The sequence below is a fragment of the Micropruina sp. genome (genome assembly GCF_047602385.1).
Taxonomy (GTDB): domain Bacteria; phylum Actinomycetota; class Actinomycetes; order Propionibacteriales; family Propionibacteriaceae; genus Micropruina.
The window spans coordinates 821,552-843,926 of the sequence record NZ_JASGHL010000002.1 but is presented as its reverse complement, the minus strand read 5'-3'; the positions used below and the strand labels follow the sequence as shown (position 1 = coordinate 843,926).

The 22,375-nt window shown below is 68.7% G+C and carries 23 protein-coding genes and 1 pseudogene; 11 read left to right on the top strand and 13 right to left on the bottom strand.

Annotated features, from left to right (window positions below):
• Positions 1-33 precede the first annotated feature (33 nt).
• The 3 genes from QM711_RS08895 to cls all read left to right on the top strand — a co-directional run bounded on the left by QM711_RS08895 (position 34) and on the right by cls (position 2,556).
• The gene (locus QM711_RS08895) at positions 34-579 is read left to right on the top strand and encodes a YceI family protein (RefSeq protein ID WP_415098393.1); all 546 of its coding nucleotides are present in this window, start codon (positions 34-36) and stop codon (positions 577-579) included.
• 113 nt (positions 580-692) lie between these two features.
• Positions 693-1,040 (top strand): hypothetical protein, encoded by a 348-nt coding sequence (locus QM711_RS08890; protein ID WP_415098391.1) that lies wholly within the window; start codon positions 693-695, stop codon positions 1,038-1,040.
• Positions 1,041-1,104: 64 nt separating this feature from the next.
• On the top strand, positions 1,105-2,556 hold the full coding sequence (gene cls / locus QM711_RS08885; protein WP_415098389.1) for a cardiolipin synthase: 1,452 nt from the start codon (positions 1,105-1,107) through the stop codon (positions 2,554-2,556).
• Positions 2,557-2,559: 3 nt separating this feature from the next.
• Here cls and rocD read toward each other — a convergent pair whose 3' ends face one another.
• The 3 genes from rocD to QM711_RS08870 form a co-directional block, all read right to left on the bottom strand.
• The gene (gene rocD, locus QM711_RS08880) at positions 2,560-3,801 is read right to left on the bottom strand and encodes an ornithine--oxo-acid transaminase (protein WP_415098387.1); all 1,242 of its coding nucleotides are present in this window, start codon (positions 3,799-3,801) and stop codon (positions 2,560-2,562) included.
• Positions 3,802-3,874: 73 nt separating this feature from the next.
• The gene (locus QM711_RS08875) at positions 3,875-5,131 is read right to left on the bottom strand and encodes an ABC transporter permease (RefSeq protein ID WP_415098385.1); all 1,257 of its coding nucleotides are present in this window, start codon (positions 5,129-5,131) and stop codon (positions 3,875-3,877) included.
• Complete coding sequence (locus tag QM711_RS08870) at positions 5,128-6,048, bottom strand: ABC transporter ATP-binding protein (RefSeq protein ID WP_415098383.1); 921 nt, start codon at positions 6,046-6,048, stop codon at positions 5,128-5,130. The genes QM711_RS08875 and QM711_RS08870 overlap by 4 nt, the downstream gene beginning before the upstream one ends.
• 74 nt (positions 6,049-6,122) lie before the next feature.
• Here QM711_RS08870 and QM711_RS08865 point away from each other — a divergent pair, with 74 nt between their 5' ends.
• From QM711_RS08865 to QM711_RS08850, 4 genes and pseudogenes are all read left to right on the top strand, one after another.
• Entirely contained in the window at positions 6,123-6,617 is a 495-nt protein-coding gene (locus tag QM711_RS08865) for a universal stress protein (protein ID WP_415098381.1), read from the top strand.
• A 10-nt stretch (positions 6,618-6,627) separates the two neighbouring features.
• Positions 6,628-7,107: a ribonuclease domain-containing protein gene (locus tag QM711_RS08860; RefSeq protein ID WP_415098379.1), complete on the top strand. Its 480-nt coding sequence runs from the start codon at positions 6,628-6,630 to the stop codon at positions 7,105-7,107.
• Positions 7,108-7,275: 168 nt separating this feature from the next.
• Positions 7,276-7,479, top strand: a pseudogene (locus QM711_RS08855) (hypothetical protein); the annotation flags it as partial.
• Between the two features lie 79 nt (positions 7,480-7,558).
• Positions 7,559-9,451 carry a glutamine synthetase III gene (locus tag QM711_RS08850; protein ID WP_415098649.1) on the top strand — a complete coding sequence of 631 codons (1,893 nt, stop codon included), beginning with the start codon at positions 7,559-7,561 and terminating at the stop codon, positions 9,449-9,451.
• Positions 9,452-9,528: 77 nt separating this feature from the next.
• Here the strand turns inward: QM711_RS08850 and QM711_RS08845 are convergent, their stop codons facing one another.
• The 4 genes from QM711_RS08845 to QM711_RS08830 are packed head-to-tail and all read right to left on the bottom strand — an operon-like array spanning position 9,529 to position 12,626.
• Positions 9,529-10,446 (bottom strand): ABC transporter substrate-binding protein, encoded by a 918-nt coding sequence (locus QM711_RS08845; RefSeq protein ID WP_415098377.1) that lies wholly within the window; start codon positions 10,444-10,446, stop codon positions 9,529-9,531.
• A 44-nt stretch (positions 10,447-10,490) separates the two neighbouring features.
• On the bottom strand, positions 10,491-11,153 hold the full coding sequence (locus QM711_RS08840) for an ABC transporter permease (RefSeq protein ID WP_415098375.1): 663 nt from the start codon (positions 11,151-11,153) through the stop codon (positions 10,491-10,493).
• Positions 11,150-11,791, bottom strand: a complete 642-nt coding sequence (locus QM711_RS08835; protein ID WP_415098373.1) for an ABC transporter permease — start codon at positions 11,789-11,791, stop codon at positions 11,150-11,152. Before QM711_RS08835 ends, QM711_RS08840 begins: the two co-directional genes overlap by 4 nt.
• A gap of 1 nt (position 11,792) precedes the next feature.
• Complete coding sequence (locus QM711_RS08830) at positions 11,793-12,626, bottom strand: ABC transporter ATP-binding protein (protein ID WP_415098371.1); 834 nt, start codon at positions 12,624-12,626, stop codon at positions 11,793-11,795.
• A 99-nt stretch (positions 12,627-12,725) separates the two neighbouring features.
• Here QM711_RS08830 and QM711_RS08825 point away from each other — a divergent pair, with 99 nt between their 5' ends.
• On the top strand, positions 12,726-13,010 hold the full coding sequence (locus QM711_RS08825; protein ID WP_415098369.1) for a GNAT family N-acetyltransferase: 285 nt from the start codon (positions 12,726-12,728) through the stop codon (positions 13,008-13,010).
• A gap of 13 nt (positions 13,011-13,023) precedes the next feature.
• Here the strand turns inward: QM711_RS08825 and QM711_RS08820 are convergent, their stop codons facing one another.
• The 6 genes from QM711_RS08820 to QM711_RS08795 form a co-directional block, all read right to left on the bottom strand.
• Positions 13,024-13,755, bottom strand: a complete 732-nt coding sequence (locus tag QM711_RS08820) for a glutamine amidotransferase (protein ID WP_415098367.1) — start codon at positions 13,753-13,755, stop codon at positions 13,024-13,026.
• A complete protein-coding gene (locus tag QM711_RS08815; RefSeq protein WP_415098365.1) occupies positions 13,752-14,879 on the bottom strand; it encodes a carboxylate-amine ligase in 1,128 nt (375 codons plus the stop codon). Before QM711_RS08815 ends, QM711_RS08820 begins: the two co-directional genes overlap by 4 nt.
• 74 nt (positions 14,880-14,953) lie before the next feature.
• A complete protein-coding gene (locus QM711_RS08810; protein ID WP_415098363.1) occupies positions 14,954-15,787 on the bottom strand; it encodes a hypothetical protein in 834 nt (277 codons plus the stop codon).
• A gap of 78 nt (positions 15,788-15,865) precedes the next feature.
• Positions 15,866-17,362 (bottom strand): integrin alpha, encoded by a 1,497-nt coding sequence (locus QM711_RS08805; protein WP_415098361.1) that lies wholly within the window; start codon positions 17,360-17,362, stop codon positions 15,866-15,868.
• Positions 17,363-17,462: 100 nt separating this feature from the next.
• Positions 17,463-17,780 carry a zf-TFIIB domain-containing protein gene (locus QM711_RS08800; protein WP_415098359.1) on the bottom strand — a complete coding sequence of 106 codons (318 nt, stop codon included), beginning with the start codon at positions 17,778-17,780 and terminating at the stop codon, positions 17,463-17,465.
• A gap of 4 nt (positions 17,781-17,784) precedes the next feature.
• Positions 17,785-18,630 (bottom strand): phosphotransferase family protein, encoded by an 846-nt coding sequence (locus QM711_RS08795; protein WP_415098357.1) that lies wholly within the window; start codon positions 18,628-18,630, stop codon positions 17,785-17,787.
• A gap of 68 nt (positions 18,631-18,698) precedes the next feature.
• Between QM711_RS08795 and QM711_RS08790 the strand changes: the two genes are divergently transcribed.
• The 3 genes from QM711_RS08790 (at position 18,699) to QM711_RS08780 (ending at position 22,350) form a co-directional block, all read left to right on the top strand.
• Entirely contained in the window at positions 18,699-19,127 is a 429-nt protein-coding gene (locus QM711_RS08790) for an SRPBCC domain-containing protein (RefSeq protein ID WP_415098355.1), read from the top strand.
• Between the two features lie 34 nt (positions 19,128-19,161).
• Positions 19,162-19,449, top strand: a complete 288-nt coding sequence (locus QM711_RS08785) for an antibiotic biosynthesis monooxygenase (RefSeq protein WP_415098353.1) — start codon at positions 19,162-19,164, stop codon at positions 19,447-19,449.
• An 81-nt stretch (positions 19,450-19,530) separates the two neighbouring features.
• Positions 19,531-22,350 carry a PQQ-binding-like beta-propeller repeat protein gene (locus tag QM711_RS08780; RefSeq protein ID WP_415098351.1) on the top strand — a complete coding sequence of 940 codons (2,820 nt, stop codon included), beginning with the start codon at positions 19,531-19,533 and terminating at the stop codon, positions 22,348-22,350.
• The last annotated feature ends 25 nt before the right edge of the window (positions 22,351-22,375 follow it).

The following is a 22,375-nucleotide window of genomic DNA, read 5'->3' as shown; positions in this document are numbered from 1 at the left end:
TCAAGCAACCACCATCTCCAGAGAGGCACGCAGATGTCCGGAATCGCTGACATCAAGGGAACCTACGTTCTCGACGAGAGCCACAGCCAGGTCGGCTTCGTGGCCCGGCACGCCATGGTTACCAAGGTTCGTGGAACCTTCAATGAGGTGTCCGGTACGGCCACTGTCGACGGCGCGAACCCGTCGGAGTCGTCGCTGAGCGTGACCGTGCAGGCCGCGTCCGTCGACACCCGCAACGCGGGTCGCGACGCGCACCTGCGCTCGGCCGACTTCTTCGACGCCGAGCAGTACCCCGAAATCACCTTCGCCGGGACCGGCTTCGAGGTCGCCGGCGACGAGGTCACCGTGACCGGCGACCTGACTATCAAGGGCGTCACCCATCAGGTGGCCATCCCGTTCGAGTTCCTCGGTGCCGCCACCGACCCGCTCGGCAACCAGCGGATCGGTTTCGAGGGCTCCGTCGTGGTCAACCGCAAGGACTGGAACCTGAACTGGAACGCCGCGCTCGAGACCGGCGGCGTCCTGGTCAGCGAGAAGGTCACCCTCGAGTTCGAGGTGTCGGCGATCAAGCAGGCCTGATCCGCTGCCGCCGCGGGGTCGAGTCGGGGGGCTCGAGACCCAGCGGCGCGTGCGATCGTGGTGTTGTGCCCGGCTTCGGCCGGGCACAACTGTTTTCCTGGCAGCATGTCCGGATGATCCTGCGGCTGTTGGTGGTGACCCTGCCTGTGCTGGTGACCGTCAGCTCGGCCGCGCACGAGAATAGTTGCGGACTTGTGCTGGCCGGCAAGGTGACGGTGTTCGCCCGCGGCCCCGTCCTCGCGCTGCGCACCGATCTTTGTGCCGCGCCGGTCACGCTGGACCGGGCCGTCCTCGGCAACGGAGTGGCACCAACCCGCGGCCCTGAGGACAGTGGGCCGCTACCGTCGCCGGCCCCAGCTCCCGCGCCACACACAGTTCTGAACCCGCTGGTGCCCGGGATCGCGACTGTGGCAGTGCTGCTCGCCGCCGGCGCCTGGCTCGTCCTCGGCCGGCGGCGCTGACGGATCGCCGCCGGGCCACTATCCTCCCAAGTCGGAGGCTGTGATCCTCCAGGTCGGAGGTCTCATGCCCGGATGGCCCGGATGGCTCGGCATGATCGTCGGGCTGATCGATCTGGCGATCAAGATCGTCGCCGTGGTGACGATCCCGCACAACCGGCGGCCGTCGTCCTCGCTGGCCTGGCTGCTGCTGATCATCCTGACCCCGCTGTTCGGGCTGTTCCTGTTCTTCCTGATCGGCAGCCCGTTCGTCCGCGGGCGTCGCGAGGCGGTGCAGGAGCGGGCGGACGCCGCCATCACCAGCCGCGCCGAGACGCTGCCGGACGTGCCCGCGGGTCTCGAACTACCCGACGGGATGGCCAGCGTGGTGCGGCTCAATCGCGACCTCACCGCGATGCCGATGCTCGGCGGATCCAGCCACGGCCTGTACGGCGATTACACCGCCTCGCTCGCCGCGATGACGACGGCGGTCCGGGCCTCGACGAGCCATGTGCACCTAGAGATGTACGCGATGGCGCTCGACGACGCCACCCGGGACTTCTTCGACGCGATGGCGGACGCCGTGCGGCGCGGCGTCGTCGTCCGGGTGCTCTACGACCACATCGGCTCGCGGAAGTATCCCGGTTACCGGGCGATGAACGCGTTCATGACGAAGGCGGGGATCGAGTGGCATCAGATGATGCCGATCAAGCCGTTGCAGCGACGCTGGCGCCGGCCCGATCTGCGCAATCACCGCAAGCTGTTGATGGTGGACAGCAAGGTGGCGTTCATGGGGTCGCAGAACCTGATCGCGTCCAGCTATCTGATGCCCGCGAACATCCGCGCCGGACGGCATTGGCTCGACCTGATGATCGAGCTGAGCGGTTCGATCATCAGTTCGATGGAGGCGGTGTTCGCTCTCGACTGGCTCACCGAGACCGGGGAGTCGCTGGCCGACCGGGTGCCTCAGCCGGTGAGCGAGGAGGGCGAGCAGCCGATGCAGTTGATCCCGTCCGGCCCGGGCTACCGGACGATGCCGAACCTGCGGCTGTTCACCGCGCTGATCCATCGCGCGCAGTACCGGCTGGTGATCACCAGCCCGTACTTCGTCCCCGAGGATTCGCTGCTGGAGGCGATCACCACCGCCGCCTACCGCGGGGTGGACGTCGAGCTGTTCGTCTCCGAGGGTGCCGACCAGTTCATCGTGCAGCACGCCCAGGCGTCCTACTATCAGGGGCTGCTGGAGGCCGGCGTCCGGATCTTCCAGTACCCCAAGCCCACCGTGCTGCATTCGAAGTTCTTCACCGTGGACGACGTGGCCGGGGTGATCGGGTCGTCCAACATGGACTACCGCTCGTTCGGGCTGACCTATGAGGTGTCGCTGCTCGGCACCGCCCCCGAGTTCGTCGCCGACCTGCTGCGGGTGGCGGAGGAGTATCGCGAGGTTTCCCGCGAACTGACCGCGAAGGAGTGGTCGTCGCGCGCCGCCGGGTGGCGCTATGTCGAGAACGTCACCCGGTTGATGGCCTCGCTGCAGTAGCCGTCAGTTCTTCTCGGCGCGGGCCTCGGCCAGGGCGTCCACCAGCGCGTCGATCGCCTGGTCGAGCTCGTCGCGCTCGATCACCAGCGGCGGCGCCAGCCGGATCGTCTTGGTGTGGGTGTCCTTGGCGATCACGCCGCGGCTGAGCAGCCGGTAGCAGATCGATCGGGCGCTGCCCAGGTACGGGTCGATGTCGACGCCGGCCCATAGTCCCTTGCCGCGGACGGCGTCCACACCGTTGCCGATCAGACCGCGGAGCCGCTCGTGCAGGTGCTCGCCGAGTTCGGCCGAGCGCCGCTGCAACTCACCGGTGCGCAACAACTCGACCGCGGCCAGGCCGACCGCGGCGGCCAGCGGGTTGCCACCGAAGGTGGAGCCATGCTGGCCGGGGTGCAGCAGGCCGAGGATGTCGCGGTTGCCGACCACCGCCGAGACCGGCATGATGCCGCCGCCCAGCGCCTTGCCGAGAACGTACAGGTCGGGGACCACGCCGCTGTGCTCGCAGGCGAAGGTGGTGCCGGTGCGGCCCAGGCCGGACTGGATCTCGTCGGCGATGAACAGCACGTTGCGCTCGGTGCAGAGCTTCCGCAGCGCGGGCAGGAAGCTCTTCGGCGGCACGATCACGCCGGCCTCGCCCTGGATCGGCTCGACCAGCACGCCGACGGTGTTGGCGTCGATCTCGTCGGCGAGGGCGTGGATGTCGCCATAGGGGACGGTGCGGAAGCCGGGGGTGAACGGCCCGAAGTTGCGGCGCGCGGTCTCGTCGTTGCTGAACGAGATCACCGTGGTGGTGCGGCCGTGGAAGTTGTTGGCCATCACGATGATGTTGGCGTGCCGCTCTTCGACACCCTTGGTCTCATAGCCCCACTTGCGGGCCAGCTTGATCGCCGACTCGACCGCCTCGACGCCGGTGTTCATCGGCAGCACCATCTCTTTGCCGCACAGCTCGGCCAGGGCCTGGATGAACGGCCCGTAGGTGGCCGAGAACACCGCGCGCGAGGTGATCGTCACTTTGTGCAGCTGCTCGGAGACCGCCTTGGTGAGGACGGGGTGGCAGTGCCCGAAGTTGACCGCCGAGTAGGCGGAGAGGAAGTCGAGGTAGCGGTTGCCGTCGATGTCGGTCAGCCAGGCGCCCTGGCCGGACTCGATGACCACCGGCAGCGGTAGGTAGTTGTGCGCACCCCAGGTCTCGGTCTGTTCGATCGCCCGCTCTTGGCTCGAACTCAATCCCCGACGATCCGTCATGCGAAATCCTCCGCTCAGTACGCTTCAAGACCCTAAATATTACGGGACATACCGCATCTCACGCAATAATGCGCTACCGACCTCGTCTCCAGCCCAGTGCACGGCCGATCTTCACCCGGCTGTCATAGCTGATCGAGCCGGTCCGGAACAACCGCACGCCCAGGATCAGGAACAGCCAGGCGCAGCCGGCCAGGATCACCAGGGTGACCGCGGCCTCCCAGCCGTCCAGGCCGCCGGTGGCGTTGCGCAGCAGCGCCGAGACCGGGGCGGTCAGAGGGAAGAAGGTGAAGATCTGCGAGACCACCCCGTGCGGGTCCGAGACCAGCAGCGAGGCCGCGTACAACGGGATGAACATCGACATCACCACCACGCCGAAGGCATTGCCCGCCTCCTTGGCGCTCGGCATCACCGCGCCGATCGCCACCAGCAACCCGGTGAACATCAGGAAGCTGGTCAGGAACAGCCCGAACCCGATCGCGACGGCGCCCAGGTTGATCGGGATGGAACCAAGCGCCGGTCCGGCCGGCGACGCGGCCGGCACGCCGAGCGAGTTGCTGAGCAGCCCGAACACCAGGCTGGCCGGAATGCCCACCACCAGCCCCTGGACGATGCCGATGCAGATCAGCGCCAGCACCTTGCCGACGATCAGCGTGGTGGGATTCATCGTGGTCAGGATCATCTCGGTCACCCGGTTCTCCTTCTCTTCCAGGGTGACGTTGAGCATCTGGTTGCCCAGCATCAGCACGCCCAGGTAGAAGAGCACCAGGAAGATCCCGGGGGCGATCACGCCGGCGATCCCCGGGGTGGGCTGACCGCCGGCGTAGGTGACCAGGTCGACGTCCGGCGGATGCAGGGCCAGCTTGGCCAGCGTCGGGTCGCCGATCCGCTGCTCGATCGACGAACGGAAGACGCTCTCGGCGACCGCGTTGTAGCGGGCCGAGTCGAACAGCCCGAGATCTCTGCCACGAACACTGATCGGCGTGCTGAGCGGATCCTTCGGGTAGTCGATGTGGCATTGCGAGACGCCGGCCACCACCGCGGCGCGGGCGGCTGCGGGGTCGGTGGCCGGTGTCCCGCCGGCGGCCCTGGCGATCCCCGGATCGATCAGTCCGGACGCGTCGGTGTAGGTGAACACGACCGGCTCGGAGCCCTGGCTCTCGGCGCGCTCGGCGGTGGTCTGCCCGCTCAGCGCGATCAACCCGACGACCACGGCGATCAGCACCGGAACCGCAAGCGAGATCGCCCAGAACTTCGGCTTCAGCACGGTGCGGCGGAACTCGAACGAGATCACGGTGCCGAGATTGTGCCGGCTCGGACGGTGCTGGCTCATGCTGCGGACGCCTCCTGTTCGCCGTACACCTTGAGGAAGATCTCCTCCAGCGACATCCGGGCGGTGGAGAAGTCGCGCAGCCGGACGCCGGCGTCCAGCAGTTCCCGGATGACGGCGTTGACCTCGGTGCCCTCGGGCAGTTCGAGCTCGGCGTAGTTGCGCTCGCCGACCGCCAGCCGGTAGTTCGCCGAGGCCGGCAGCACCCCACTGAAACTGACCCGTACCCGCTGGCCGCCATAGGCGTCCTGGACCTCGCTGACCGTGCCGTACGCCTCGGCCCGGCCGTCCTTGAGCAGCAGGATGCGATCGCAGAGCCGCTCCACCTCGTCCATCTGGTGGGTCACCATCACCACGGTCGAGCCGAGGGCGCGCTGCTCGTCGACCAGATCCATCAGCAGCCGCCGGTTCACCGGGTCGAAGCCCTTGGTCGGCTCGTCGAGGATCAGGATGCTGGGCGAGTTCATCATCGTGACGCCGAGCTGCACCTTCTGCTGCTGGCCGCCGGAGAGCTTGTCCAGCCGCACCTTGGCGTGGTTCTGCAGGCCGACCCGGGCCAGGAACGCGCGCGACCAGCCGTCCGCCTCGTGCCGGCTGAGACCCTTGAGCCGTCCGAAGTAGGTCATCACCTCGAGCACCGACTCCTTGCGGTAGAGCCCGCGCTCCTCGGGCAGGTAGCCGAGCCGCGAGCCCTGGGCGGGGTCGAACCGGCGGCCGTCGACCAGCAGTCGGCCCGCCGTCGGCTGGTAGATGCCGAGCAGGGCGCGAATGGTGGTGGTCTTGCCCGAGCCGTTCGAGCCGAGCAGGCCGAAGGTCTCGCCGGCATGCACCTCGAAACCGAGGTCGTCGATGACGATCTGGTCGCCGAAGGCCATCCGGAAGTCGCGCACCTCGATGACGGGGGTTGGTCGATCGTTCATGGACCCACTTGACCATGCCGATCAAGCCCCGCCGATCCCGCCACGCGCACCCGGCCAAACACTAGAGTCGGGCCATGGAAGCGAATCTGCCCATCGTCGTCGGCAGCGACGGTTCGGACTTCTCCCTGCTCGCGCTGAAGCGGGCACTGTGGCTGGGGCGGCAACTCAAGGCGCAGGTCCGGGTGGTTCGGGCCTGGTCGATCAGCACCGCGCCGCGTCCGGCGACCTGGACCCCCGGCTACGTGCCGCCTGCCGAGGACTTCGAGGCCGCCGTGCGGCAGCGGCTCGAACGCGACATCGCCGGTGTGCTCGCCGACTACGCCGACGTCGAGGTGACGCTGGAGACCCCGCACGGGCCGGCCGGACGCGAACTGCTGAAGGCCTCCCACGACGCCCGCGCGGTGGTGGTCGGCACCCGTGGGGCCGGCGGGTTCAAGGGCCTGCTGATGGGATCGGTGTCGAACCAGGTGGTCGAGCACGCCGAGTGCGACGTGCTGGTGGTGCGCCGCGGGATCGACGAGATCTCTCCCGGACGCCGCGCACCCCTGGACCGCATCCTCGATCAGTGAACCCGGCGCGGTGAGCCGGCTCAGCGGAGTACAACGGACCGCACTGATCGCCGCCCTGGTGGTCATCCTGCTGCTCGCGCTCGCGCAGTGGTTCGCTCGGCCAGGTGAACCCGCGGTGCTGCCGAGTGCAGGCAACACCACCGCCACCAGGATCAGTTCTCCGGCGAGCTCGCCGACTCCGTCGGCCCGCTCCGGCTTGCCACTGTGCGCCGGGCTCCCGGCCGAGGTCACGGACGCGGTCGCCGCCGTCCGCAACGACGGCCCGTATCTGCGCCCGCGCGACGACGGCGGCATCTTCGGCAACCGGGAACGCCTGCTGCCCGCCAAACCGCGTGGCTACTACCGCGAGTACACCGTTCGAACGCCGGGTGAGCGGTTTCCCGGCCCTCGACGATTGATCACCGGCGGGCAGGCCCGGCTCGGCACCGAACCGGCCGAGTGGTACTACACCGCCAATCACTACGAGTCGTTCTGCCGGTTGCGTCCCTGACTCCCGGAAGCCATGCCTCATGCCCTGGGCGATGGTGGCCGGCGCCCTCCCCGGAATCAGCGACGACACGGACTCACCGCCGCTGACACAGCACCGACACATCCGCGAAACAACCGATCCCTAATCTCGCCGCCGGAACTGATTCCCCCCTGAAGGCGAGCTTGAACTATGACCGCGAACGACATCCGCCAGGTTGCGATCACCGAGACACTCAACCGGCAACCGGTGGAGACCACCGAGATCCTTCCGCTCTCCGACATGTGGGCGTGTGACGTCTTCGGGCTGGCGGCCATGGAGGAGGCGTTGTCGAAGAACGCTTTCAAGGCGATGAAGCGCACCGTGCAGACCGGGGAGCCGCTGGATCCGGCGACCGCCGATGTCGTCGCCGCCGCGATGAAGGACTGGGCGATGCGCAAGGGCGCCGAAATTCTTCTCGCACGTCTTCTACCCGCTGACCAACATCACCGCCGAGAAGCACGACGGCTTCATCATCACCAACTCCGACGGCCACGCGATCACCGAGTTCACCGGAAGCCTGCTGATCAAGGGCGAGCCCGACGGCTCGTCGTTCCCCAACGGCAGCCTCCGGATGACCAGCGCCGCCCGCGGCTACACCGCGTGGGACCCGACCAGCCCCGCGTACATCAAGAACACCGAGAACGGCGCCACGCTGATGATTCCCAGCGTGTTCATGTCGTGGACCGGTGAGTCGCTCGACAAGAAGATCCCGCTGCTGCGCTCGAACGCCGCGATGGACAAGGCAGCTCGCAAGGTCCTGACGCTGATGGGCGAGACCGAGATCGCCCCGCTGAACTCCAGCTGTGGGGCCGAGCAGGAGTACTTCCTGATCGACAAGAACTTCGCCGCCGCCCGCCCCGACCTGCTGCTGGCCGGCCGGACGCTGTTTGGCGCGCCGCCGGCGAAGGGGCAGGAGTTCGACGACCACTACTTCGGGGCGATCCCCGAGCGGGTCCAGGTCTTCATGCAGGACTTCGAGGACCAGCTCTACCGGCTCGGCATTCCGGCCAAGACGCACCACAACGAGGTTGCGCCGGCGCAGTTCGAGATCGCTCCGTACTTCGAAGCAGCGAACGTCGCCGCCGACCACCAGCAGCTGATGATGACGATCATGAAGGCCACCGCGCTGAAGCACGGCTTCATGTGTCTGCTGCACGAGAAGCCGTTCGCCGGCATCAACGGGTCCGGCAAGCACGTCAACTGGTCGGTCGGCAACGCCACCCAGGGCAACCTGCTCGATCCGGGGCACTCGCCGGCCGAGAACCTGCAGTTCCTGGTGTTCTGCGGCGCCGTGATCCGCGGCGTCCACCTGTTCGGCCCGCTTCTGCGCGCCGTGATCGCGACGGCGTCCAACGACCATCGGCTCGGCGCCAACGAGGCGCCGCCGGCGATCATGTCGGTCTACCTCGGCGACCAGCTCGAGGGCGTGTTCAACGACATCAAGGCGGGCAAGGTGTCGGTGACCAGTGGCGGCGGGATGATGGATCTCGGCCTGTCCCAGATCCTGCCGTTCACCCGTGACCCGGGCGACCGCAACCGCACCTCTCCGTTCGCGTTCACCGGCAACCGCTTCGAGTTCCGCGCCGTCGGCTCGTCCCAGTCGGTGTCCGGCCCCCTCGTCGCGATGAACACGATCCTGGCGGAGTCCCTGGACTGGATGGCCGGCCGGCTGGAGACCGAGCTGGCCTCCGGCAAGCAGGTCGCCGAGGCCGTGGCCACCATCCTGCAGGAGGTCATGAACGAGCACGGCGATGCCGTCTTCGGCGGCGACGGCTACTCCACCGACTGGCACGAGGCGGCGGTGAAGGAGCGGGGCCTGCGCAACCTGCCGACCAGCGCCGACGCGCTGCCGGTGTTCATCGAGCAGCCCGTGATCGACCTGTTCGAATCGACCGGCGTGCTGTCCCCGCTGGAGCTGAACAGCCGCTACGAGGTGTACGCCGAGCAGTACCTCAACTCGATCGCCGTCGAGGCGAAGCTCGTCATCGAGCTGGGCAAGACCGTGATCTACCCGGCGGCGCTCGCCTACCTGGCCGAGCTGGGGGCGACCTACGAGGTTGCGGCCAAGTTCGGCGCCGACCTCGACACGTCGATCGCGTCCACGATCGCCACCGAGGCCAAGGCGCTGCTGGCGGCCGTCACCGAGTTGGAAGGCGCTCTCGCCACGCACGACTTCGCCACCGTCGCGGACCACCTGAAGCACTGCGCCACCACCGTCCGGGGCCTGATGGACGAGGCCCGCGTCCACGCCGATGCCCTAGAGCGGGTCGTCGCCGACAGTGCCTGGCCGCTGCCGAAGTACCGCGAGATGCTCTTCATCCGCTGAGCTCAGGGGTCGGGTCAGCCGCTGATCCGAGGTCGGGGCGAGCACTGACGTGCTGACCCGACCTCGGACCTCGCCCGTCAGCTGAGCAGACTCTTGGCCGTCAGCCAGTCCTTGGCGATCACTGCGGCCGACTGCTGCTGCTTGTCGCTGAGAGTGTTGAGCTTCACCAGTTCGTCGGTGCTGAGCGCCGCGTTGACTTTGTCGATCACGGCGGCGGCCTTGTCATCGACCTTGGCCGACACGATCGGCACCACGTTCTGGGGCAGGATCAGGCTCTTCGGGTCGGTCAGCGTGGTCAGGTTGTTCGTGGCGATCGACGGGCTGGCGGAGTAGACGTCGGCGGTGTCGCACTTGCCGTCCTTGAGCGCCTTGATGGTCAGCGGGCCGCCGGAGTCCTCAACCGGCACCACCTCGACGTCCAGGCCGTAGGCGGACTTCAGCCCGGGCGGGCCGTACGGGCGCTTGGCCAGTTCAGAGTTCGCGCAGACCTTGACCGTCCGGTTCAGCTTGGCCAGGTCGGCGATGCTGGCCAGGGAGTTGGCCTTGGCGAAGTCTGCGGTGACGTTGTACGAGTCCTGATCGGTGGCCGCGGCGGCCTTCAGCGGACGCAGCCCGGTACCGAGTGCGGCGGGCAGTGCGGCCAGCACCTCTTCGCCGGTCTTCGCGGTGGCCTTCTTGTCGAGATATTGCAACAGATTGCCGGCGTACTCGGGGAACACGTCGATCTTGCCGCGCTGCAACTCGGGCAGGTACACCTCCCGTTGCCCGATCCGGAACTGCCGGGTGATCGTGTAGCCCTTGGCCTCGAGTGCCTGGGCGTACAACTCGGCGATGATCTCGTTGGAGGGGTACTGCTGCGAGCCCACCACCAGGGTGCCGCCGGCGGTCGAGCCGGACGGCGCTGCGGGGCTCGACGAGCCGAGCGGGTTCGACGACGCACAGGCGCTCAGCGCCAGCGCCCCGGCCGCCAGCGCGGCGGCGATGCGGACCTTCATGGGTGATTCCTCTCAGTCGGACGGGTGTTCCGGTCGGGTGATGGTCAGGCGGTGTGCAGCCGGCGGGCGGCCAGCCGTTCGGCGAACTCGAACACTCCTTCCAGGATCAGCGCGATCACCACCACCAGCAGGGCGGCGGCAAGCATTTGTGGGTAGTCCTGGGTCTTCAGTCCCAGAAACAGGAAGCGGCCCAGTCCGCCGGCCCCGACATAGGCGGCCAGCGTCGCGGTGGCGACCACCTGGAGAGTGGCCGAGCGGACGCCGCCGAGCAGCAGTGGCAGGCCGAGCGGGATCTCCACCCGGGTCAGCACCTGCCACTCGGACATGCCCATCGCGCGGGCCGCGTCCACCGTGCGCGGGTCGACGGCCTCGATGCCGGCGTAGGCACCGGCCAGCACCGACGGAATCGCCAGCAGCACCAGGGCGACCATCGGCGCCACCAAGCCGATCCCGAGCAGCAAGCCGACCAGGGTCACCACGCCCAGGGTGGGCAGCGCCCTGGCCGCACCAGAAGAGACCACCACCAGGCCGCGTCCGCGCCTGGTGTGGCCCACCAGGTAGCCGAGCGGGATCGCGATCAGGCACGAGAGCGCGACGGCGAGCAGCGTGTACCACAGATGTTCGCCGGAGCGGGCCCACACTCCGTCGCTGCCGCCGGCGTTGGCCGGGTCGAAGATCCAGGCGATGGCGTCGGTGAGGTAGTTCATGCCCGTCTCGCCCTCGTCCACGGCATCAGTGCCCGGCCCAGCAGCACCAGCAGGCCGTCGACCGCGATCGCCAGCACCACGGTGGCGACGATGCCGGTCAGCACCTCGGCCATGATGCCGCGCTGGAAGCCGTCCACGAACAACATGCCCAGGTTGTCGACGCCCAGCAGCGAACTGACCGTGACCAGGCTGATCGTGCTCACCGCCACCACCCGCAGGCCGGCCAGCAGCACCGGTCCGGCCAGCGGCAGCTCCACCCGCCAGAACCGCCCCAGCGCCGAATAGCCGAGCGCGGTGGAGGACAGCCGCACCGGTGCCGAGACCGACGCCAGCGCGTCCGCGGCCGAGCGCACCATCAGCGCCAACCCATACAGGGTGAGGGCGACGACCACGTTCAGGGCGTCCCGGACGCCGAAGCCGAAGATCGTCGGCAGCACCACGAACAGGGGCAGCGACGGAATCGCGTAGAGCAGGCCGGCCGCGGTGAGCAGGGTGGGTCGCGACCAGCGATAGGTGGCGGCGAACCAGCCCAGCGGAATGGCCAGTACGAAGGACAGCACGATCGCCGGGATCGCCAGCAGCAGGTGCGACAGGGTCTGCGAGCCGATCAACTCCAGATTCGCCAGCACCCAGGTCATCTCAGCTCTCCGTCCGCTGCGGCGGGTCGGTGAGCCGGCCGGCGGGGCGTCCGTGGCTGTCGACCACCAGGGTGCCGCCGGGGGTTTCGCGCAGGTGCAGGTCGAGCGTGCCACGTCCCAGCCCGAGGAAGCCGGCGACGAAATCGTCGGCGGGTTCGGCGATCACCTGCTGGGGGCTGCCGGCCTGCGCGATCCGGGCGCCTTTGGCCAGGATGACGATCTGGTCGCCCAGCGCGAGCGCCTCGGCGATGTCGTGGGTGACGAAGACGATGGTCTTGCGCAACTCGCGCTGAATGCGCAGCAACTCGGTCTGCAGGTCGGCCCGGACCAGGGGGTCGACGGCGCCGAACGGCTCGTCCATCAGCAGGATGTTCGGGTCGGCGGCCAGCCCGCGGGCCACCCCCACCCGCTGCTGCTGGCCTCCGGAGAGCTGATCGGGGTAGCGGTTCGCCATCGTGGTCTCGAGCCCGACCAGTTCCATCAGCTCGTTCGCCCGGCGGTGCGCATCGTCCCTGGCCACCCCGTTGAGCAGCGGAACGGTGGCGATGTTGTCGATCACGGTGCGGTGCGGCAGCAGACCGGCGTTCTGCATCACGTAGCCGATCCGGCGGCGCAGCGGCACCGGGGCGATCTCGGCCACATTCTCGTCGTCGATCCACACCGAACCGCCGGTCGGGTCGACCATCCGGTTCACCATTCGCAGCAGCGTCGTCTTGCCGCACCCGGACGAGCCGACCAGCACCGTCGTCTGGCCGGTCGGCGCCTCCAACGTGAAGTCCCGGACGGCCTGGGTGCCGTCCGGATAGGACTTGCTGACGTTGTCGAATCGGATCATTGCCTCACCTAACCTCATCCGGTCCGGATTGTTCCCGTCGGCTCTGACAGTTCCGCTGACACCCGGTACTTTTCACCCCAACGGGCGAAGGAGGCAAGGGTGAGCGAGACCGTCGTACACAACGAACGCAGGCACCGTTTCGAGATCATGCTGGACGGCGAACTGGCCGGGTTCGCCCACTACGACCTCTCCAACGGCGTGGCCAGCTTCGATCACACCGAGGTGCAGCCGCGATTCAACGGACGCGGTCTGGGCACCACCCTGGTCCAGGCGGCCTTCGACCAGGTCCGCGCGGCCGGCCAGTGGAAGATCCGTGCGGTCTGCCCGTTCGTGTCGACCTTCGTGAAGCGGCACCCCGAGTACCACGATCTGGTGGTGCGCTAGACCAGCGGACGCCTCAGTCGGTTGCGTACCGGGTGACGAAATTGCGCAGCAGCCGGTGCGGGTGCTCGCCCACCCCGGACGCCCGCGCCATCTCGACCAGGATCTCGAAGTCGTCGGGGTGGAAGTAGCCGGCGTTGCGGTAGATCGACATCCGCTGTTCCAGCGAAGCCACGTCCAGCTCGGGGTGGAACTGGGTGACGTAGACGTTCTCGCCGTACCGGTACATCTGCACCGGGCAGGCCTCGCCGGTGCCGAGCAGCGTGACCTCGGGCGGGGTGCCGTGGCAGGCCTCCTTGTGCCCCACGAACGCGAAGAAGGACGCCGGGACTCCCACCAGCAGCGGATCCCCGGCCGCCTCCGGAGTCAGCGTCACCTCGATGGCGCCCAGGCCTTCGCCGTAGGTGCGGTCGACGGTGCCGCCGAGGTGGGCGGTCACCGTGCCGATGCCGTAACACATGCCCAGGAAGGGGAAGTCGGCGTCGACGATCTGGTCCACCACGCCACGAATGTCGGACTCCACCCGCAGCTGCAGGTCGGACTTCACCGCGTCGGAGATGTTGAACGGGCTGCCGCCCAGGAAGACGCCCGAGTAGTCCTCCAGCCGCAGCTCGGGCAGCGGTCCGGATTCGACCCGGATGTGGATCAACTCCGACGGGGCCAGCCCGGTATGCCGGCGGACCGACTCGTACTCGTCGCCGGCCGCTTTGTCGTGATCGCGGGTGGCCAGCAGGACGAACGGTTTCACGCCGAGAAGGGTAGCCGCGCGGGTGCGGCGGCCCCGGTTTCGTCCACCAACTGCCGCAGCGCCGCGGCCGGGTCGCCCGCCGTCCGCTGCCGCAGATAGCTGGGCCCGGACTCCATCAGTTCGCCGATGAAGCGCAGTTCGTCGGCGCAGCCCAGCTCGGCCGAGATCGCCTCCAGCCGGTTCAGCCAGTCGTAGATGCCCTCACGCATCGGCCGCACCTTGTCCTTCACCCGCGGCGTGATCACGTCGGTGTCCAGGCCGTAGCGGGCGGCCCGCCACTTGTTCTCCTTCATGAACCACACCGGCAGCCGGGCGATGCCGCGGCCGTCGTCCAGTTCCCGCGACATGTATTCGGCCAGGCACTGGGTGAACGCCGTCAGCGCGCCCAGCTCGGCGAAGGTCGGCACCGAGTCGAGCACCCGGTTCTCCACGGTGCCGAAGGTGGACGGCCGGACGTCCCAGCGGATCTCGTTGGGCGCCGAGATCATCCCGGCGTCCTCCAACTCGGTCGCGTAGTGCTCGAACTCCTCCCAGCTGTCCATCGGGAAGGGCAGCCCGTTGGTCGGCAGCTGCTGGAAGATCATCGTCCGCTGCGAGGCGTAGCCGCTGTCCTCGCCCTCCCAGTACGGCGAGGACGCCGACAGCGCGATGAAGTAGGGCGAGAACCGGGCCAGGCCGTAGGTGATCGGCAAAGCCTTGTCGCGATGGTCGATGCCGACGTGGATGTGGGTGCCGAAGATCGCCATCTGGCGACCCCAGTAGGCGTTGCGCTCTTTGACCACGTTGTAGCGCCAGAAGTCGAACGGTTCCGAGTCGGACGCCCGGTCCACCGGGTGCCCGCCTGCCCCCAGCAGCCGGGTGTCGGGGCCGAGGATCTGCCGGACCCGGTCCAGGCTGCCGCGCAGGTCGTCCATCGCCTCGTCCACCCGGTGATGGACGCCGGTGACCAGCTCCACCATGTTGGTCAGGTACTCGCGGCGGATCGGTCCCGCTTTCGGGTCCTCGACGGCGTCCAGGATCCGCTGGGCCCGGGGCACCAGGCTGAGAGTGCCGGCGTCCACCAGAGCGAGCTCCCACTCGACCCCGATGGTGGACTCGCCCGAGGGCACGAAGTCGAACCGCATGGGTGATCCTCCCTGGTCCGTCGGCCGGCTCGTCCCGTCCGCAGGGGGAGTCTAGAACCCGGTGGCCCGGTACGTCAGGCGTCCACCCAGCCGTAGATGCCCTTGGTGGCGACAATCCGCTCGGCGACCTTGTTCTTCACGTTGCCGCCGATCACCCGCAGCCGGCCGTTCGGCAACACCTCGGTCACGATGTCGACCCGGGTCGAGCTCTTGGTGTTCTGCGGCCCGGTGCCGGACAGCACCAGGTCACCGATCCCCACTCCGTCGACGCCGGGGTGGGACCGGCCGTGCTTGTTGCCCCAGGTGTAGAGGTCGCCACTGAACGAGAAGCGCGGCACGGAGTCGCCGGCCTTGTTCCACACCCACGTCGCATACAGCGAGTCCCACGGCATGCAGCCGCCGTAGGGCGTGCAGTCCGTCTTGCGTTCGGCGACCCCGAGCTGGGCGCGGGCCGTCTTCACGATCGCCTGCTCGACGTTCGGCGGTTTGGGTGGGGTGGTGGACGGGGTGGCCACCACTTCCTGGCAGAGCGACAGTGCCGCGGAGTCACCGCCGTCGACGAACACGGAGGCGACGTAGCCGGTCCGCTTCTTCCAGGTGACCTTGTTCCAGACGTTCGAAGCCCGGGAGCCGTTGCTGACGTTGGCTCCCACGGTCTTGCAGCTCAGGGTGATCACGGTCTTGTGCTTGATGGTGATCAGGCGCCGGCTCTGCGTGGTCGGTTCGGCGCGCAGCGACAACGGGGTCGACTTGTTGGTGCGGACGGTGCCCTTCACCGTCGGGGGTTTGACGCTCGGCGCCGGTGTGCCGGCCGTGGGCGTGGGGTCGGGCGCTGTACCCGGATCGCCGCTACAACCGGCGAGCAGGGCCGCCAGGACCATCGTGACCACAGCACCCCGTCTTGCCATGGGTGCGACGGTAACACGCCGGGCGGACCGGATCCGCACGATGAGAGCGCGGACCCGGTCCGGGGGTGGCCAGCCGGATCAGGCCACCGATACCGAGGCGAGCACCTCGCCGAAAGCGGCGTCCGCGGGCGGGTTGGGGCTGCCGGTGTCGTCCAGGGCCAGCGAGTGCCAGCTGCTCAGGTCGGGCGAGTAGCTGACTGCACCGGCGTCGGTGACGCTGCCGATGTCCTCGCCGGGGACACCGACGACGATGCCGTCCCGCATCGATTCGCCGTCGTCGATGTTGCCGCCGAGGATGCTGACCGAAGCCCCGAACTGGTCGGCGGCCTCCGGGGTACCGGCGATTCCGGTCGTGCCCTGATGGATCAACCTGGTCTGCCCGCCGCTTCGGTTGGCGCGGAACGCGATCACCGCGCCCGCCCCGAGCCGCTTGTCGACGGCCTTGCCGGGAGCGCCGACGACGGCGGTGAGCTGATCGACCGTGTTGATGCCGAGGGCGACGGCCGAGCCGAAGTAGTCGCCGGTGCGGTTGCTGCCCGGAATGCCCGCGGTGTCCTGGTGGACCGCCCGCAGCGAGCGGTACGTCCGCTTGCTCGGGTCGAAGTTGAGGACGTGCACCTGGCCGGTGTAGCGAGCCGCGCCGATGGTCTCGCCGGGGACGCCGACCAGCACGTAGTGATCGCGGAACGCGACGGCGGCGCCGAACAGGTCGTCGGCCTCGGCGGTGCCGGGGACGCCCGCGGAGTTCTGGGTGACGGCAACCCCTTTGAACGTGGTCGGCTGGGACGCCGTCGCCGCGAGCAGCGTGACAGATCCGGCGTCCTTGCGGGTGCCGACGGCCTCGTTCGGGGTGCCGATCACGATGGTCCGGTCCTGACCGGCCAATGCCGTCCCGAACCGGTCCCCGCTCTCAGAGCTGCCCGGGACGCCGGGAGAGTCCTGGGTGATCACCGTCCGCGAGCCGGTCAGGGCGAAGCCCTTGGTCAGCGGCAGCACCTCGACCCGGCCGACCTCCCACTTGGTGCCGGCATCGGCCGTGGGGGCCGCGACCACCAGCTGCTGATCGGCATTCACCAGCCCGGACGCGGTGAGCTTCTGCGGCGTGAGCAGCAGCACCTGAGCACCGAAACTGCCGTTGTCGGCTGTGCCCGCGAAGCTCTGCATCAAGGTCAGCGAGTTGTTGGCGCCGCCCTTCACCAGGTAGGCGGCACCTTTGCTGAGGTTGCGCCCCGGGGCGCCGATGGCAAGGTCGGCGCAGCCGTCGTCGTTGACATCGCCCAGCGCGACGGACTGGCCGAAACGCGCGCCGGGTTCTACCGTCACGCCGAGATCGGCGGGACGCAGGAAGCGCCGCTCGCCGTTGCTGAACCGGATGTCGACGGCGCCACGCTCGTCGTCGTAGGACGGGACGCCGACCACCACGTCGGCCACACCATCGGAGTTCAGGTCTCCGGCGACACCGTTGTCGGCCTTGCAGGTGGGGGCCGCGTGGGCGGCCGGTTGGGCGAGAGACGCCCCGGAGAGCGAGAGGCCGAGGCCGAGGATGGTGGCGGTCAGCCGACGCTGGTAGGACATGGAACCTCCTGTGCTGTGCGCAACGGGTGTGTTGCGACATGTCACAGGTGCGAGGTGCCGATCTGCGTGATACGCACCGATTTCATCAAGCGTCGAAATGTCAGCTGGAGAAGAACAGCCCGCCGAGGCCCTGACGGCGGTACCGCTTGCCTCCGCGGTGGCCCCACTCGGGGCCGTAGCCGTAGCCCTGCATCGGCGGCGGGGCGGCGGTGAAGCGGGCCTCCAACTGGGTGATGTTCTCCAACTCGCCGAAGTCGAGGAACACGCCGCGGCAGTTCAGGCACTGCTCGATGTGGATTCCATTGCGATCGACGGTGCGCATGCTGCCCGCGCATTTGGGGCAGGTGAAGCCCGCCGGAACATGGCCGCCGGCGGCGTACGGCTCGTAGCGCGGCATCGGGTCGGTCGGTGAGGACATGCGATCACTGTGCCATGCGGCGGCAAGCTTCGAGGAGTGCCTGGGCTGTGCCCACGCTGTGGACGTCGTCGGTCCTGGCCACCCGGACGGCGGCCACGAGAACGGCGGCCCGGGCGGGCAGGTCGAGCCTCGGCCAAGGGTCGCCGGACGCCGGCACCGCGGGCCCGCCCGCCGCGCGGTAGGCGTCCAGGAAAGCCTGCCAGTCGGGGTCGGCGAGCAGCCCGCAGGCCCAGAACCCGGCCGGCCGGGCCAGGTCCCAGGCCGGGTCTCCGACGCCGACGTCGTCGATGTCGAGCAGTCTCCAGCCGCCGTCCCAGCGGCCGAGCTGACCCAGATGCCAGTCGCCATGCACCAGCGCGGACGCCGGCTCCGGCAGGCGGGCCTGTTCGGCCAGCGCGGCGCCGAGAGCACGTAACTCCTCGGGGGCGCGCTCGCTCGCCCGGATGAGCCGGTCCGGCCAGCCGTGCCGGGGCAACTCGGGTTCGCTGCCGATCGGCGTCCGGTGCAGCCCGGCCAACAGCTTTCCGGCAGCCGCCCAGGGCTGGACGTCATTGCCGGGATCGGCGACCCCGACCAGCGGCCAGGCGGTGGCGGCCCGGCCGTCCGGAGTGGTCCGGGTCCGGGCGTCCACCGGGGGTAGGAATTGCTCGGTCATCGACGCGACCCGCAGCCGTTGGCTGAGTGCGGCGGCCTCTGTTCGGGCGGCGTGCAGCTTGATCACCAGATCGTCGAGCAGCCACAACTCGGCACCGGAGGCGGTGGCCCGGGCCGACAGCGGACCGCTCGCGGGGCGTCCGAGATCGCGGGCCAGCGCGCGCAGCCAGGGCTCGAGGGCGTCCGATGGCTTCACGGTGCCATTCTGGTGCGCTTTCGGCGCAAGGCTGGTGGGCCGCCTGCGCGCGATGGAAGGATCGGGGTATGGATACCAGACCGATCGTCCACGAGCTCAGCCTCACCTGCACCCCCGGCCACGCCTTCGAGGTGTTCACCGGCAAGATGGGGACGTGGTGGGATCCCGAGTACACCGGCAGCCCCGAGACGTTCAGCACGGTCACCATCGACCCGCGGATGCGCGGCCAGATCACTGAACGGCACTCGGACGGCTCCGAGCACGACTGGGGCGAGGTCATCGCCTGGGATCCGCCGGCCCGGGTCTCGTTCAGCTTCACCCTCGGCCAGGACCGTGCCTTCCCGACTGTCGTCCGGGCCACCTTCGTGCCCTCGGACTCCGGCACCCAGTTCAGCTTCGAGCACGACGGCTGGACGGAGCACAACGCCGCCGCCCGGGAGAAGTTCGCCGACTGGCCCCGGCTGTTGAACCGGTTCGCCAAGGCTGCGCAGGAATGACTCGCCCCTGGTGCCCGTGCCCGAGGGGTCACCGATGATCACCACGGTGTGCAATGTGCACGTCATCGACGACGGTGTCGAGGCGTTCAAGCAGGCCTCGCTCGCCAACGTCGCCGGCAGCCGGCAGGAAGCGGGGGTCACCCGTTTCGACCTGTTGCAGCAGGTCGATGACCCCACCCGGTTCATCATCTACGAGGAGTATGTCGACCAGGCCGCGACGCTGGCCCATAAGGAGACCGCTCACTATCTCGCTTGGCGGGACGCGGTGGCAGAACTGATGGCGTCGCCGCGGAACACCTACAGCTTCGGCGACAAGCTCTGAGGGCTCGGGCCTCGGCGTCGCACCTGCCTGAGCTTCGGTAGCTCGGGGCCAGTAGAGTCCGGCGCGAGGGGTGGGGGCGCAATGACGTACCAGAACGAGGCCGCGGCACGACAAGCACTGGAGGCGCGAGTCACCACGCTGTCGGACCTACGGGTGATCGTCGTCGACTATCCGCAGCTGCGAGCGATGGTCGCGGCCCTTCCAGAGGTCGACGCCGCGCTGCTGGGCTGGCTGGCCGACCTTCACGATCCGGCGGTCGATGCGGCGCTGGAAGCACGGCCGAGGTCGTCGGCAGGACGCGTCCCCGTCGAGGTTGCCGAACGCACACCAGCCTCGCGTCCGGTGGTGATCGCGATCGCCGCCGTCGCAGTCGTGGCCCTGGTGGCGGGGTTGGCAGTCGGCCTGCCCCGGCTACTCAGCGGTCCAGGGGGCGGTGGCACGCAAGGGGGCGGCCCCGGCACCCCGGCTCAGCTCCGCGTCACCGGGCAGCCGCCGGCCGTCACCGGCAGTTGGGCAAGCGGAACCCGTCGGGTGTGGCGGGTGGACGCCGAGCATGTCGACCAGATCGAGGGCGGCACCACCAGCTACAGCGACATCGCGGCGCGGACGGCAGGCGGGTGGTCGGTAACGGACTTCGTCGGTGACACCGGTCACGCCTATTGGGGGCTGGACCCCGAGAGCGGTTCGGTGCGGTGGGGTTACGAGTCCTACCGCGCCTGTGCGAAAGCGGATCTGAACGGGCTGGTGCCGTGCCTCGACCACGCCCGCAAGGGTTCCAGCGACGAGTGGGAAGCGGTGCTCCGGCTGGTGGACTGGAGCACCTCCAAGTCAGTGCAGACAACGACGTTCACCGAGTTGGGGTTGGGCAAGGCTGACCTGAATCCAGCATCGGAGGTCGCGGTGGTGGACGGAGACCTGGTCCTCACCCTGCCCTCCTACCCTGATTCCGGACCCGAGCTCGGTGATCTCGCCGGTGTGACCGTCGCGCGGGTTGGCGCCGACGGAAAGAAGGCTCGCTGGACGGCGTCCAACACCTGCACCGGCGATGACTGGCTTAGGGTTCCGGGGAAGCTGCTCGCCAATGGCATTCTCACGCCCGGGTACGGCATAGCGGTCGACTTCGAGACCGGAAAGCCGATCCTCGACCCGAAATCATGCCCGATGCTGACCGGACGCGGGGTGCTCCGCGTGGACCCGTCGAGTGGCGTCGATCTCCCGGCGCAGGTGACGGCGCCCGACGGCAGCATGGTGGTGATCAGTCGAGCCGGCCAGTCGGGGTTCCGCCTTGTCGATGCCGCACCACCGCAGCCTCTGACCCTGCTTGAGGTACGGACGGGTTCCGGCGACAAGTACGGCTCACGCGCCGGTACCGCCAAACTGACCGCGATCGATCCGGTCAGCGGCAAGCCCGCCTGGGCCACGCCGCTCGACGTTGCTGTGACGGTCCAGGATGGTGAAGCAACCGCGGGCGCGGTCTCGTTCGACGGCCAGCGCCTGTTGGTGCTGGAGTTCGACAGGCGTATCCGTGCCGTCGATCCTGCTACCGGACGTGTCCTATGGGTGGCGGCATCGCCTGGCACCTACGGACTCAATAGGACTGCCGACGGCACTCTTCTGGTGGGCAATTACCAGGGCACGATCGCACTCGACCCGGACACCGGTGCTCAGCTTTGGAGTCTGCCAGGAGACATCCGCCCGGCGCCCGGTCGAGACGGTCAGGAGAGCCTGCTGCAGCTCACCGGTGACTACGTCGCTCGGCTGGATCCCGCCGACCGCCCGGTCAAGGCGCGGGTCGTACCGGCAGGTGCCGCGTCCTGCCCGGCGGGGATGAGCCCCATCTCATGGACGCGCTACGAAGGCGGCGCGGTGCTGGTCTGCCGTCAGGAGCAGCGCTATGTCGTGGTTGTCGCCGACCGTCCCGACTGGCAGGCGTCCGAACTGGCCTTCACCACCGGCGGATACCAGGTGACGTTTGGCAACGGCGCTCGGTTGCGCTCGGCGTTGGGCGGTGCGCTGATCGAGCTGGTTGAGAACGGCCAGCCGCGACTCGTCCAGGTGCATGAGTCCTGGAGCGCCGCCGCGGGCAAGCTCACCTTCACCGCGCCCACGGGTCTGACCAGCTGTCCAGCCGGATCCTGGCCGATCTCGCTGTCGGTGTTCGACGGGGGCTGGTTGCTGGTGTGCGGCACCGGTCCCGCGCAGCCCACGGCGATCAGCTACTCCTCGGGGGGCAGCCGTCGCGACACCGGCCAGGTCACCTTCGGCAACGGCGGCTACTGCGGCGATCTGGGCGGAGCCAGGGTCTGTGCGTATCACGCCCCAGCCCTGGTGACCGAACGCACCGGAGCCAGCGAGCTGCAACGGAGCGTGTCCTCGGACTACTTCACCGGACGCGGTGCCGGCGGCAGCGGCAAGGGCACCGGGTCCTTCGGTGTCGACAGTCCTCGTGACAACGACAAGGACCAGGTCCGGTACCTGAGCCAGATCCTGCAGAAGTCGAGGACGGGGCGATCGAACCTCGACGTCGCCGTCAGCCAGGTCCGGCGATGCACGAAACTGACCGAGGCGATCACGACGTTGCGCAGTGTCACGGTCAACCGCGAGGAACTACTGGCAGCCCTGGATGCGACTCCGCTGACCGCGGTCCCCGACGGCACCCTGCTGGTGTCCCGGCTGCGGAACGCACTCACCCTGTCGCGCGAGTCAGATCTGGTCTGGGTGCAATGGGCGGAGTCGGAACAGGCCGGCGGTTGCGCCCAGTCCACCGGCAATCCGCTCTACACGCGGGTGACTGGAATGAATCGCGAGGTCGCACGCGCAAAGGACGAGTTCCTCGCGCTGTGGAACAGGAAGATCGTCCCCGGGTATGGAGCGCCGAGCTTCAGCCGTTCCCAGATCTGACGCCGGAACCACCCAAGCCGCCCCA

Coding starts and splice junctions, on each gene's coding strand:
- QM711_RS08895 (WP_415098393.1), top strand. CDS start 34: ATGTCCGGAATCGCTGACATCAAGGGAACCTACGTTCTCGACGAGAGC.
- QM711_RS08890 (WP_415098391.1), top strand. CDS start 693: ATGATCCTGCGGCTGTTGGTGGTGACCCTGCCTGTGCTGGTGACCGTC.
- cls (WP_415098389.1), top strand. CDS start 1,105: ATGCCCGGATGGCCCGGATGGCTCGGCATGATCGTCGGGCTGATCGAT.
- rocD (WP_415098387.1), bottom strand. CDS start 3,801: ATGACGGATCGTCGGGGATTGAGTTCGAGCCAAGAGCGGGCGATCGAA.
- QM711_RS08875 (WP_415098385.1), bottom strand. CDS start 5,131: ATGAGCCAGCACCGTCCGAGCCGGCACAATCTCGGCACCGTGATCTCG.
- QM711_RS08870 (WP_415098383.1), bottom strand. CDS start 6,048: ATGAACGATCGACCAACCCCCGTCATCGAGGTGCGCGACTTCCGGATG.
- QM711_RS08865 (WP_415098381.1), top strand. CDS start 6,123: ATGGAAGCGAATCTGCCCATCGTCGTCGGCAGCGACGGTTCGGACTTC.
- QM711_RS08845 (WP_415098377.1), bottom strand. CDS start 10,446: ATGAAGGTCCGCATCGCCGCCGCGCTGGCGGCCGGGGCGCTGGCGCTG.
- QM711_RS08840 (WP_415098375.1), bottom strand. CDS start 11,153: ATGAACTACCTCACCGACGCCATCGCCTGGATCTTCGACCCGGCCAAC.
- QM711_RS08835 (WP_415098373.1), bottom strand. CDS start 11,791: ATGACCTGGGTGCTGGCGAATCTGGAGTTGATCGGCTCGCAGACCCTG.
- QM711_RS08830 (WP_415098371.1), bottom strand. CDS start 12,626: ATGATCCGATTCGACAACGTCAGCAAGTCCTATCCGGACGGCACCCAG.
- QM711_RS08815 (WP_415098365.1), bottom strand. CDS start 14,879: ATGCGGTTCGACTTCGTGCCCTCGGGCGAGTCCACCATCGGGGTCGAG.
- QM711_RS08810 (WP_415098363.1), bottom strand. CDS start 15,787: ATGGCAAGACGGGGTGCTGTGGTCACGATGGTCCTGGCGGCCCTGCTC.
- QM711_RS08805 (WP_415098361.1), bottom strand. CDS start 17,362: ATGTCCTACCAGCGTCGGCTGACCGCCACCATCCTCGGCCTCGGCCTC.
- QM711_RS08800 (WP_415098359.1), bottom strand. CDS start 17,780: ATGTCCTCACCGACCGACCCGATGCCGCGCTACGAGCCGTACGCCGCC.
- QM711_RS08790 (WP_415098355.1), top strand. CDS start 18,699: ATGGATACCAGACCGATCGTCCACGAGCTCAGCCTCACCTGCACCCCC.
- QM711_RS08785 (WP_415098353.1), top strand. CDS start 19,162: ATGATCACCACGGTGTGCAATGTGCACGTCATCGACGACGGTGTCGAG.
- QM711_RS08780 (WP_415098351.1), top strand. CDS start 19,531: ATGACGTACCAGAACGAGGCCGCGGCACGACAAGCACTGGAGGCGCGA.